Source organism: Mobilicoccus caccae, from assembly GCF_030161635.1.
GTDB lineage: Bacteria > Actinomycetota > Actinomycetes > Actinomycetales > Dermatophilaceae > Mobilicoccus > Mobilicoccus caccae.
Genome location: NZ_BSUO01000001.1, coordinates 2489898 through 2501550, shown reverse-complemented (window position 1 = coordinate 2501550; position 11653 = coordinate 2489898). Strand labels below are relative to the sequence as shown.

10 protein-coding genes and 1 pseudogene are annotated in these 11653 nt (G+C 70.8%); 8 read left to right on the top strand and 3 right to left on the bottom strand.

From position 1 onward, the window contains the following. Nucleotides 1-113: 113 nt before the first annotated feature. Nucleotides 114-2273 carry a glycogen debranching protein GlgX gene (glgX, locus tag QQK49_RS12240; protein WP_284304166.1) on the bottom strand — a complete coding sequence of 720 codons (2160 nt, stop codon included), beginning with the start codon at nucleotides 2271-2273 and terminating at the stop codon, nucleotides 114-116. 234 nt (nucleotides 2274-2507) lie between these two features. Here glgX and QQK49_RS12235 point away from each other — a divergent pair, with 234 nt between their 5' ends. The 7 genes and pseudogenes from QQK49_RS12235 (at nucleotide 2508) to QQK49_RS12210 (ending at nucleotide 9149) form a co-directional block, all read left to right on the top strand. Next, entirely contained in the window at nucleotides 2508-2987 is a 480-nt protein-coding gene (locus QQK49_RS12235; RefSeq protein WP_284304165.1) for a hypothetical protein, read from the top strand. A 320-nt stretch (nucleotides 2988-3307) separates the two neighbouring features. Then, entirely contained in the window at nucleotides 3308-4090 is a 783-nt protein-coding gene (locus tag QQK49_RS12230) for an electron transfer flavoprotein subunit beta/FixA family protein (RefSeq protein WP_284304164.1), read from the top strand. A 31-nt stretch (nucleotides 4091-4121) separates the two neighbouring features. Beyond that, nucleotides 4122-5078, top strand: a complete 957-nt coding sequence (locus tag QQK49_RS12225) for an electron transfer flavoprotein subunit alpha/FixB family protein (RefSeq protein ID WP_284304163.1) — start codon at nucleotides 4122-4124, stop codon at nucleotides 5076-5078. Between the two features lie 360 nt (nucleotides 5079-5438). Then, nucleotides 5439-6653 (top strand): cysteine desulfurase family protein, encoded by a 1215-nt coding sequence (locus QQK49_RS12220; RefSeq protein WP_284304162.1) that lies wholly within the window; start codon nucleotides 5439-5441, stop codon nucleotides 6651-6653. Continuing rightward, nucleotides 6596-7422 (top strand): annotated as a pseudogene (gene mnmA, locus QQK49_RS12215) (tRNA 2-thiouridine(34) synthase MnmA); the annotation flags it as partial. The gene QQK49_RS12220 and the pseudogene mnmA, both read left to right, overlap by 58 nt. A 69-nt stretch (nucleotides 7423-7491) precedes the next feature. Beyond that, a complete protein-coding gene (locus tag QQK49_RS23295) occupies nucleotides 7492-7770 on the top strand; it encodes an aminomethyltransferase beta-barrel domain-containing protein (RefSeq protein ID WP_431310585.1) in 279 nt (92 codons plus the stop codon). Between the two features lie 149 nt (nucleotides 7771-7919). Continuing rightward, nucleotides 7920-9149, top strand: a complete 1230-nt coding sequence (locus QQK49_RS12210) for an APC family permease (RefSeq protein ID WP_284304161.1) — start codon at nucleotides 7920-7922, stop codon at nucleotides 9147-9149. Here the strand turns inward: QQK49_RS12210 and QQK49_RS12205 are convergent. Then, entirely contained in the window at nucleotides 9139-9708 is a 570-nt protein-coding gene (locus tag QQK49_RS12205) for a TetR-type transcription factor C-terminal domain-containing protein (protein WP_284304160.1), read from the bottom strand. The genes QQK49_RS12210 and QQK49_RS12205 overlap by 11 nt on opposite strands. 44 nt (nucleotides 9709-9752) lie before the next feature. Between QQK49_RS12205 and QQK49_RS12200 the strand changes: the two genes are divergently transcribed. Beyond that, nucleotides 9753-11024, top strand: a complete 1272-nt coding sequence (locus QQK49_RS12200; RefSeq protein ID WP_284304159.1) for an acyl-CoA dehydrogenase family protein — start codon at nucleotides 9753-9755, stop codon at nucleotides 11022-11024. A gap of 46 nt (nucleotides 11025-11070) precedes the next feature. Here the strand turns inward: QQK49_RS12200 and QQK49_RS12195 are convergent, their stop codons facing one another. Next, the gene (locus QQK49_RS12195) at nucleotides 11071-11652 is read right to left on the bottom strand and encodes a DedA family protein (protein WP_284304158.1); all 582 of its coding nucleotides are present in this window, start codon (nucleotides 11650-11652) and stop codon (nucleotides 11071-11073) included. Between the last annotated feature and the right edge of the window lies 1 nt (nucleotide 11653).

Below are 11653 nucleotides of genomic sequence, written 5' to 3'. Positions count from 1 at the left end.
TCGAACGCTATCGGGTTACCCCGTCGGCGTGCAGGTCGAGTCACGCTCGGTCTCACGTCGGGGCCCGTGCGGACTCCTCGAGGTGCGCGCCGAGGCCGCTCCCGACCTGGTCATCACGCGTCGGGTCGGCCCTCGTCGCCCACCTCGTAGAGCTGCAGGGTGGCGGAGGTGAGGTGCACGGTCGTGCCGGGTGTGATCGGGGCGGTGCCCACGTCGCGGCCGTCCTCGGGCCGTTCCCACGAGGAGTCCCACAGAAGTGTGTAGGAGCCCCCGGCGGACGGGAGCGGCGGCAGGCGGACGTCCTCGCTGGTCGCCTTGCCCTGCAGCACCATGAGCAGCGAGGGCGCCCCGACGTCGTCGCCGATGAGCTGCATCTGCAGGACCCGGCAGCGGGGATCCTCCCAGGACGCGGCCGTCATCTCCTCGCCGTACCGGCCGTACCAGTGCACGTCGGCACGCTCGTCGCCGAGTTCGGGGCTGGAGGTGAAGAACGACCCCTGCCGCAGCACCGGGTGCTCCCGGCGCAGGCGCAGCAGGAAGCGCGTGGTGTCGAGGAGGTCCTGGCGGGAGGGCTGCCGCTCCCAGTCGAGCCACGACGTCTCGTTGTCCTGACAGTAGGCGTTGTTGTTGCCGCGCTGGGTGCGGCCGAACTCGTCCCCGGCGCAGAGCATCGGGGTGCCCGTGGCCAGCAGGGTCGTCGCGAGCAGGTTGCGCAACGACCGCCGGCGCGCCGCCAGCACCTCCGGATCGTCGGTGAGGCCCTCCACGCCGTGGTTCCAGGACCGGTTGTCGCCGTGCCCGTCGCGGTTGCCCTCGCCGTTGGGTTCGTTGTGCTTCTGCTCGTAGGCCGTCGTGTCCGCCAGGGAGTACCCGTCGTGGGAGGCGACGTAGTTGACCGACGCGGTCGGGCCGCGGTCGTCGCGTCCACCGAAGAGGTCCTCGCTGCCGGACAGGCGCGTCGCGAGCTCGCGCACCCCGTGGCCTTTGGCGGACGCCGTGGCGACGTCGGGCAGCCAGAACGTGCGGATCGTGTCGCGGAACCGGTCGTTCCACTCCCGGAACGGCGCCGGGAACTGGCCGGTGCGCCAGCCGTGCATCCCCACGTCCCAGGGCTCGGCGATGAGCTTGAGCCCGCTCAGCACCGGGTCGGTGCGCAGCGCCATGAGGAAGGGGTGGTTGCGTTCGTAGTCGTCCTGCTCGCCGCGGGCCAGCGCCACCGCGAGGTCGAACCGGTAGCCGTCGATGTGGAACTCCGTCGCCCAGTACCGCAGCGAGTCCAGCGTCATCCGGCAGGCGGCGACGTGGCGCAGGTCGAGGGTGTTGCCGCAGCCGGTGACGTCGATGTCGCGTCCCCAGTCGTCGAGGCGGTAGTAGGAGGCGTTGTCGATGCCGCGCCAGCTCAGCGTCGCGCCGTCGGACCCCTGCTCGGCCGTGTGGTTGTAGACGACGTCGAGGATCACCTCCAGCCCCGCCTCGTGCAGGGTGCGGACCATCGCCTTGAACTCCTCCACGACGCCCTGCGGGTCGGTCGCGGCGGCGTAGGCGGCGTGCGGCGCGAAGAAGCCGAGGGTGTTGTAACCCCAATAGTTGTGCATGCCCATGCCGGCCAGGTGCCGCTCGTCGGTGAAGCTGTGCACCGGCAACAGCTCGACGGTGGTGACCCCGAGCCGGAGCAGGTGGTCGACGAACGCCGGGTGCGCCAGCCCCGCGTACGTGCCGCGCAGCTCCTCGGGGATGCCCGGATGCAGCAGGGTCGCCCCGCGCACGTGCACCTCGTAGACGACGGTCTCGTTCCACGGCACACGGGTGGAGGCGCGTGTGCCCCAGTCGAACCCGTCGCCCACGACGACCGACCTCGGCACCAGGTGTGCGCTGTCGCGGTGGTCCTGCACGTCGGGGCTGCCCTGGTAGGCGTCGTCGACCTCGTGGCCGCACAGTTCCGGCCCCCAGGTCACCCGGCCGTCGATGACCTTGGCGTAGGGGTCGAGCAACAGCTTGGCCGGGTTGTGACGGAGGCCGGCGGCCGGACGCCACGGACCGTGCACCCGGTAGCCGTACCGCTGCCCGGGCCCCACGTCGGGCAGGTGGATGGACCACACGTGATTGACGCGGTGCCGCACCGGGATGCGGCGCTCGCTGCGGCCCTCGGCGTCGTCGGCGTCGAACAGGCACAGCTCGACGGCATCGGCGTGCGAGGCGAAGAGCGCGAACGTCGTGCCGTCGTCGTCGCAGTGGGCACCGAGCGGCGGCGCGAGATCACGGTGGGGTCGCATACTCCCAGGTTACGGGCCCTGGAGCGTGAGACCGGCCGACGGTGTCGGTCGCCCTGGCGGCGCTACACGGGTCGGTATCGCGGGGCGAGGACCCCCGAGGCGAACTCACGTCGGTCCACCGGCTCCAGCGAGATGCGCTCGCCTTGCCTCCTCAGCGCGTGCCGAACCGCGACCCCCATCCTGCCGGGCGGATTCTCGTGGTGCCTTCGGACTTCGGGCGGATTCTCGCTACGGTTGGGGTATGACCGACCCGACTTCTCTGCCCAACTTCCCCCGCCCGGCGACGAGCACCCCCTTCGTGGGCGCGTCCTGGACGCGCTGCAGGACGAGGGGTTCCGCCCCGACATCGACGGTGACGGCGATGTCAGCTTCAAGGTCGAGGGCCAGCAGCTCTTCGTCCACTGCGCCGAGGGCGAGGTGCCCGTCATGCGGGTCTTCGGCCAGTGGCAGATCGGCGAGGACCTCCCCACCGACGAGATGACCCGGCTGCGCAACGCCAACGACCTCTCGCTGCGTCTCAACATCGTCAAGGTCGGCGTCAACAACGGCACGCTCGTCGTCACCGCCGAGCACATCCCCGGCCCGAACTCCGACGTGCGTGCGCTCCTGCAGATCAGCACCCAGCTCGTGCTGACCGCCGTCCAGTTCTGGCACCAGATGATGCTCGGCCAGGACGTGTTCGACGAGCAGCAGCCGCCGCCCGAGCAGGCCTGAGCACCTGCGCCGTAGGCGAACCGACGAGAGGACCGACCCGAACGCGGGGTCCGGTCCTCTCGGCGTCTGCGGACGCGTCACGCATCGTGCGGCGCGAGGGTTCCCGTCACAGATGTGGGGACTGCCACCATCCCCGCACTTGGGCGGTGGTCGGCTCGATCAGTAGAGTCACCGTGGAGTTCCCTCGACGATCCGCGGGTGCGCTCACCGGCTGCCCGGTCGACACGAGTCGATCGCGTGACGATCGGTGCGTCCGCGGTCCGGGGAGGGGCGAGGACGTCGCCTCGATCAGACCAGCACCATCAAGGAGAGGGCGCGACATGAACATCGTCGTCTGTGTCAAGCACGTACCGGACGCGCAGGGTGACCGGACGTTCGAGGAGTCCGACCACACCGTCGATCGCGACGGCGTGGACGGGCTGCTGAGCGAACTCGACGAGTACGCCGTCGAAGAGGCCCTGAAGATCAAGGAAGCCGGCGAGGGCGAGGTCACCGTCCTCACCATGGGCCCGGCGGGTGCCGCCGACGCGGTCAAGAAGGCCCTGCAGATGGGCGCCGACAAGGGCGTCCACGTCAGCGACGAAGGGATCGCCGGATCCGACTCCGCGGCCACCTCGCTCGTGCTGGCGGAGGCCATCAAGAAGTGCGGCGAGGTCGACCTGGTCCTCACGGGCATGGCCTCCACCGACGGCACCATGTCGGTCGTCCCCGCGATGCTCGCCGAGCGACTCGGCCTGCCGCAGGTGACCTTCGCCTCCGAGGTGACCCTCGAGGACGGGTCGGTGACGATCCGCCGCGACGGCGACGTCGCCACCGAGATCGTGCAGTCGCAGTTGCCCGCGGTCGTGTCGGTCACCGACCAGATCAACGAGCCGCGCTATCCCTCGTTCAAGGGGATCATGGCCGCCAAGAAGAAGCCGGTCGAGACGTGGTCGCTCGCCGACCTCGGTGTCGACGCGGGCCAGGTCGGCCTCGAGGCCGCCTGGACCAAGGTGCTGTCGACGACCAAGCGGCCCCCGCGTCAGCAGGGCCTCATCGTCACCGACGACGGCAGCGGTGGTGCTGTGCTCGCACAGTTCCTCACCATGCAGAAGTTCGTCTGAGCCGACCCGACCGAGCAAAGGAGCACCACCCATGTCCGAAGTCCTCGTTCTGGTCGACCACGTCGACGGTGAGGTTCGCAAGACCACGGCCGAACTGCTCACCCTGGCCACCCGCCTGGGTGAGCCGTCCGCGGTGTTCATCGGCGACGCTTTCGACGCCGCCAAGGACTACCTGGCGAAGTACGGCGCCGCCAAGGTGTACCGCGTCGCCTCCACCGACGTCGAGGACTACCTCGTCGCGCCGGTCGCCGAGCTCCTCGCCCAGATCGCCGAGAAGAGCTCGCCCGCAGCGGTGCTCGTGTCGAGCTCGGCGCACGGCAAGGAGATCGCCGCACGCCTCTCGATCAAGCTGAACTCCGGTCTGATCACCGACGCGGTCGACGTGCGTGCCGGTGGCGACGGTGTCGAGACCACGCAGTCGGTGTTCGCCGGCGGCTGGACCGTCGACGCGACCGTCACCCAGGGCACCCCGATCATCACGGTCAAGCCCAACTCGTGCAGCCCGGAGGAGGCCGCCGGTGCGGCCGCCGACGAGGAGGTCGAGGTGAGCATCTCCGACCTCGCCAAGACGGCCCGCATCACCGAGCGTCGCGAGAAGCAGTCGACGGGACGTCCCGAACTCACCGAGGCCGCCATCGTGGTCTCCGGTGGTCGGGGCACGGCCGGCGACTTCGGCGCGGTCGAGGAGCTCGCCGACTCCCTCGGTGCCGCCGTCGGTGCCTCGCGCGCCGCGGTCGACGCCGGGTGGTACCCGCACACGAGCCAGGTGGGTCAGACGGGCAAGCAGGTCAGCCCGCAGCTCTACGTGGCGTGCGGCATCTCCGGTGCCATCCAGCACCGCGCCGGCATGCAGACCTCCAAGACGATCATCGCCGTCAACAAGGACGAGGAGGCGCCGATCTTCGAGCTCGTCGACTTCGGCGTCGTCGGCGACCTGTTCACGGTGCTGCCCCAGGCGACCGAGGCCGTCAAGGCGCAGAAGGGCTGAGCTCGTCGGTCGTTCGCCGACGCCCCGTCCGGATCTTCCGGGCGGGGCGTCGCGCTGCGCAGCGGGGATGAGCCGTCGGTGTGCAGGGCCGGGCAGCACTGAGCCCCGACGGCTTCGGGGGCGGCGTCGGGGCTCAGCGGTCCACAGGCGCAGGCGGAACCGGCGCCAGATCAGGGGGTGAGCGGACCTCGTGCGGGTCGCGACATCCTGGATATTACGGTGCCTTTCGGCCCTGTTCATGCTCCCCGTCAGCCCTTGCGCAAAGCCATTCCGTTCTGTCCGATTCGCGCGCTTCCGCCGGTGTGCGCCCCGCACGGACGCACCCAGCTCGCACGCACGGAACGGCCGTAGACTCGCCGCGTGACACGAGCCACCTACCTCGACCACGGGGCCACCACGCGGGTCCGTCCCGAAGCGGTCGCCGCGATGACCGACGAACTCGCGCGACTGGGCAATCCGTCGTCCCTGCACGGCGCGGGACGCGCGGCGCGCACCCGTCTCGAGGAACACCGCGAGGTGATCGCCGAGGCACTCGGCGCCACCCCCTCGGAGGTCGTCGTCACCAGCGGCGGCACCGAGTCGGACAACCTCGCCGTCATCGGCACCTACAGGCGCCGCCGCCGTGAGGACCCGCGGCGCACCCGTGTCCTCATCAGCGTGCTCGAGCACTCGGCCGTCATCGACTCCGCGGAGTACCTCCTCGCCCACGAGGGCGCCGAGGTCACCTGGGTCGAGTGCGACCACGAGGGGATCATCTCGCCCGAGTCGTTCCGCGCGGCCCTCATGGAGGCCGGCGGCCCCGAGGCGGTGGCGGTCGTCTCGATCATGTGGGTCAATAACGAGATCGGAGTCGTGCAGGACATTCCGGCGCTCGCCGGTGTCGCCCACGAGTACGGCATCCCGTTCCACACCGACGCCGTGCAGGCCGTCGGCCACATCCCGGTGCACTTCGAGAGCTCGGGTGTCGACCTCATGACCGTCACCGGGCACAAGCTGGGCGGTCCCCCCGGCGTGGGGCTGCTCCTCGCCCGCCGTGACGCTCCTGTGGAGGCCATCAGCTTCGGTGGAGGTCAGGAGCGACGCATCCGCAGCGGGACGCTCTCGGTGCACCTCGTCGCCGGACTGGCGGCGGCCATCCCGGTGGCAGTGGCGCAGACCGAGGAGTCGGCCGCGCGGCTGACCGTACTCCGTGACGCCTTGCTCACGGGGATCCTCGAACGCGTCCCCGGGGCGGTCGTCACCGGAGCCTGGGCGCCCGGCGACCGGACCCGTCGCAGCCCGGCCAACGCCCACGTGCTCGTCCCCGAATGCGAGGGCGATTCCCTGCTGTTCCTGCTCGACGCCGCCGGCATCGCCTGCTCGACCGGCTCGGCCTGCCACGCCGGGGTGCCGCGCCCGAGCCACGTGGTGCTCGCCCTCGGGCACCCCGAGGACCTCTCCTCGGGCGCGATCAGGCTCACCCTCGGGCACGACTCGACCCGCGAGGACGTCGACGCGGTGCTGTCGGTCGTCGGCGGATGCGTCGAACGGGCGCGCCGCGCCTGGCGGGCGGGGCAGGCCCGGAAGGCCGGCTGATGCGGATCGTCGCCGCGATGAGCGGCGGGGTCGACTCCGCCGTCGCCGCGTCGCGCATGCTGGAGGCCGGGCACGAGGTGGTCGGCGTGCATCTGGCGTTGTCGCGCAGCGCCGCCACCCTGCGCGAGAGTGCCCGCGGTTGCTGCACGATCGAGGACGCCGGCGACGCCCGACGCGTCGCCGACAAGCTCGGGATCCCTTTCTACGTCTGGGATCTCGCCGACGCCTTCGAGCGCGACGTCGTCGACGACTTCGTGTCCGAGTACGCCGCCGGCCGCACCCCAACCCCTGCCTGCGCTGCAACGAGCGCATCAAGTTCGCGGCGTTGGCCGACAAGGCGCTGGCGCTCGGGTTCGACGGCGTCGCCACCGGCCACTACGCGCGGGTGGTCGAGCCGGGTGAGCCGGGCAACGTCACGGGGCAGCGTGAACTCCACCGGGCGGTCGACGCCGCCAAGGACCAGTCCTACGTGCTCGGTGTGCTCGACGGGGCCCAGCTCGCCGCCGCGCACTTCCCGCTCGGCGACACCACCAAGCCCGAGATCCGCGAGGAGGCCGCCGAGCGCGGCTTCTCCGTCGCCCGCAAGCCCGACAGCCACGACATCTGCTTCATCCCCGACGGCGACACGCGTGGTTGGCTCGCGCGCCGGCTGGGGGAGCAGCCCGGAGACATCGTCGACGTCGACGGCGAGGTCGTCGGAACCCACGGCGGCGCCTACGGATTCACGGTCGGACAGCGCAAGGGCCTCGCGCTGCGACGTCCGGCCGCCGACGGTCGGGCGCGCTACGTCGTCGAGACGGACACCGCCACGAACACCGTCGTCGTCGGGCCGGAGTCGTTGCTCACGATCGACGTCATCGAGGGTGAGAACGCACGCTGGTGCGGTCCGCCGCCGCAGGGTCGCGTCACCGTCGGTGCGCAGGTGCGGGCCCACGGCCGAGAGCTGCCGGCGACCGCCGAGGCGACCGAGGACGGCGGCGTGCTCGTGCATCTGGACGAGCGTGAGCGTGGCGTGGCCGCGGGGCAGTCCGTCGTGCTCTACGACGGGACCCGCGTCATCGGCTCGGCGACGATCACCGCCACGCGGCGCGCAACCGCCTCCACCTCATCCGCCTGAGACAGTAGGCCTCGCCGAGACAGCCGGGCACGCGCGGCTGTGTCAGACCTCCCCTACTGTCCGAGGTGGGATACGAGGTGGGACGGGGTGAGGGCTGGGATTCATCCGGTGTTCGCCGTGGTGAGGTGACGATGACGTTGAGTGGGCACATGAACGACGTGCAGCGACGCCTGGGGACGAAGGACGCGGTGGTCATCGGCCTGGGGTCGATGATCGGGGCCGGTGTGTTCTCGGCGATGGGCCCCGCGGCGCAGGCGGCCGGAGCCTGGCTGCTCGCCGGACTCGCCGTCGCAGCCCTGGTGGCCTACTGCAACGCGACGTCCTCCGCGCGGCTCGCGGCGATCCACCCGGCCTCCGGGGGGACCTACGTCTACGGGACCCGGCAGCTCGGTCCGTTCTGGGGATACACCGCGGGATGGTCGTTCGTCGTCGGCAAGACCGCGTCGTGCGCCGCCATGGCGTTGACCGTGGGCGCCTATGCGGTCCCCGGTGCCGAGCGACCCGTGGCCCTGGCGGTGGTCCTTGCCCTCGTCGCGCTCAACTGCCTGGGCATCCACAAGTCGGCGGTCCTCACCCGGGTGATCGTCGGCGTGGTCCTGCTCGCCCTGGCCCTGTTCGTCGTCACCGGATGGGCGTTCGGCCCGGCGGCGCCCCGGTACGTCGGCGCCGAGCCGAGCCTCCGCGGCGTGCTGCAGGCCGCCGGGTTGCTGTTCTTCGCGTTCGCCGGGTACGCGCGGATCGCGACCCTGGGCGGGGAGGTGCGCGACCCCGCCCGCACGATCCCACGCGCCATCCCCCTCGCCCTCGGGATCACCCTGGTGGTGTACACGCTGGTGGCCGCCACCTCGCTGTACGTGCTGGGGGCGGCAGGCATGGCAGCCTCGCCGGCGCCGCTCGTCGACGTGGCGAGGGACACCGGAGGTGCGTGGCTGGTCGTCGTCGTCCAGGTCGCCGCCGTCGTGGCCGCGACCGGCTCCCTGCTCGGGCTGATCCTCGGGGTCTCGCGCACGACCCTGGCCATGGCAGGCGACGGGCACCTGCCCCGGCCGCTGTCGACCGTCTCCGAGCGCCACGGCACGCCGTGGATCGCCGAGGTCACCATCGGTGCCGTCGTCATCGCCCTGGTGCTGGTGAGCGATCTGCGCGGCGCGATCGGGTTCTCCTCGTTCGGGGTGCTTTTCTACTACGCGGTGGCCAACATTTCGGCATGGACGCTGCGCCGCGAGCAGGGGCGGCCGCCGGCCTGGGTGCCCGTCGTGGGGCTGACCGGGTGTCTCGTGCTCGCCGCGAGCCTGCCGGTCGCGTCGGTGATCGGCGGCGGGGTGGTCGTCGCCGTCGGCATAGTCGTGTATCTGGTCCGCGCGCGGCTCAGGCCTTGACGAGCCGCACCGCCAGCGCGGCGAAGTGCTCGGCGATCTCCTCGACGTCCCACGTGCCCTCCGGGCGGTACCAGCGGGCGACGTCCATGCCGAGGGAGACGATCGCGCGGGTCGTGAGCTGTGGTGCGTCGTCCACGAACTCGCCGGACGCCGCGCCCTCCTCGACGACCTGCCGCACGAGGCCCTCGATGCTGCGCCGCAACGTCACGACCTCGGCGCGATGGTCGGGGGAGAGGGCGTCGAGCTCGTCCTTGACCACGCGGGAGACGGCGTGGTTCTCGGCATTGGTACGCACCCACGCCCGCACGATCGCGGCGAGCTTCTCGGTCGCCGACCCGACGCCCTCGACCGCGGCGCCGACCGCGTCGAGCAGCATCCGGTGGCCTTCGACGGAGATGACGTAGAGCAGGTCCTCCTTGGACCGGTGATGCACGTAGATCGCCGCCGGACTCAGGCCGGCCGCCTGGGCGATGTCGCGGGTCGTCGTGCCGTGGAAGCCCTTCGCCCCGAAGGCTTCGACCGCCGCCGACAGGAGCCGGTCCCGGTTCGCCTCGCTCACGCCCGCACCTCCGGTCTTGACGCGTTCCCTTATTACCGGCGAGTATGGAGTCACCGACTAAGCAAGCGCTTGGTCACCTGCTCGGTCACTGTACGCCCGAGCACCGGCTGGGTCGCCTCGGCGGGCGTCCAGCACGCGAGCCGACCCGAGGAGCCGACCATGCTGCGCACCACCTACACCGAGGACCACGAGGCGTTCCGCGAGTCCGCCAAGGAGTTCGTGCAGCGCGTCCTCGCCCCGCGCGCCGAGGAGATGCTCGAGGCCAGGACCATCCCGCGCGCGACATCTGGCTCGAGGCCGGCCGCCAGGGTTTCTTCGGCCTGTGCATCCCCGAGGAGTACGGCGGCTCCGGGGCCGACGACTACCGCTTCAACGCCGTCCTCGGTGAGGAGCTCGCCCACTTCAACGCGGCCACGGGCTCGTGTTTCGGCATCCACTCCGACATCTGCGCCCCCTACATCGTGGCGCTGGGCACGGAGGAGCAGAAGCAGCGCTGGCTGCCGGGCATCGCCTCCGGCGAGACGATCATCGCCATCGGCATGACCGAACCTTCCGGCGGTTCGGACCTGGCCGGGCTCAAGTCCACGGCCGTCCGCGCCGACGACGGCTCCGGCGACTGGATCATCAACGGCAGCAAGACGTTCATCACCAACGGCCACCAGTGCGACCTCGCCATCGTCGCGGTGCGCACCGACCCCACCAAGGGCGCCAAAGGCATCAGCCTCTTCGTGCTCGAGGCGGGAACGGCCGGGTTCACCAAGGGCACCAAGCTCGACAAGGTGGGCCAGACCGAATCCGACACGGCCGAGCTGTTCTTCGACAACGTGCGTGTGCCCGACACCCACCTGTTGGGCGAGGAGGGGCGCGGCTTCATCGCGATGATGCAGCACCTGCCGCAGGAGCGCATCGGCGCCGCGGTCTCCAACACCGCCCACGCGGCCCAGATCCTGCGCGAGACGATCGAGTACACCAAGGAGCGCAAGGCGTTCGGCCAGGCCATCGGATCCTTCCAGCACAACAAGTTCCTCATGGCCGAGCTCGTCACCAAGATCGAGGTGACCCAGGCCTTCGTCGACGCCTGCGTGACGCTGCACTCCGAGGGCGAGCTCACCCCCACCGACGCGGCCAAGGCCAAGTGGTGGAGCTCCGACATCCAGGGCGAGGTCCTCGATGCGTGCGTGCAACTGCACGGCGGCTATGGATTCATGAACGAGTACCGCGTGGCCAGGGCCTGGCGCGATGCCCGCGTCACCCGCATCTGGGCCGGGTCGAACGAGATCATGAAGGAACTCATCGGACGCGAACTGGGTCTCTGACCGCTGCGCCGGCGGCGTCAGCTTGGGTCGTGACGAACCGGAGTGTTCAGGCCGGCGGCGTCCGCCCTGTTCGAGCGCGGTCGTCATCGTGCTCGTCCGGGGTGGACGGGGTCTCCTCGGCGCCGACGTCGTCGCTGCGGCGGCGGCTGCGTCGACGATGTCCTCGGACGAGGAGCACGACGGCGATCGTCAACGCGAGGAACATCACCAGACCCCACGGTGATCCGGCGATCGCGAGGAAGGTCGCCTGCCACAGCCCCCACCCGATGGTCGAGTAGATCGTCGCCCAGGCGAGGGCGCCCGGGATCTGCGCGAGCGTGAACGCGAGGGCGGAGATCCTGATGACCCCCGCCGCGGCGATGATCGCGCTCTGCAGGCCGACCGTCAGATAGCACAGAGGAACGGCGACCAGACCCCACCGGCGCAGCACCTGGGCTCCGTGGTCGACGCCGGAACCGTCCAGCCATCTCGCCATGCGCCCGCGCCATCCGGTCGGCTCCGCGTTCTTCAGGCCTGCGCGGGTCAGGTAGCGCGCGAGCCAGTACGTCGCCTGGCCGCGTGCCATGGCCAGGAAGAAGAAGAACGCGAAGAGCGCCCAGATGGGCCAGCCTCTGAATGCCTCCGGCACG

What these genes read in the sequence shown, in the direction of transcription:
- glgX (WP_284304166.1), bottom strand. Translation starts at nt 2,273, where the DNA reads ATGCGACCCCACCGTGATCTCGCGCCGCCGCTCGGTGCCCACTGCGAC.
- QQK49_RS12230 (WP_284304164.1), top strand. Translation starts at nt 3,308, where the DNA reads ATGAACATCGTCGTCTGTGTCAAGCACGTACCGGACGCGCAGGGTGAC.
- QQK49_RS12225 (WP_284304163.1), top strand. Translation starts at nt 4,122, where the DNA reads ATGTCCGAAGTCCTCGTTCTGGTCGACCACGTCGACGGTGAGGTTCGC.
- QQK49_RS12210 (WP_284304161.1), top strand. Translation starts at nt 7,920, where the DNA reads ATGAACGACGTGCAGCGACGCCTGGGGACGAAGGACGCGGTGGTCATC.
- QQK49_RS12200 (WP_284304159.1), top strand. Translation starts at nt 9,753, where the DNA reads ATGGAGTCACCGACTAAGCAAGCGCTTGGTCACCTGCTCGGTCACTGT.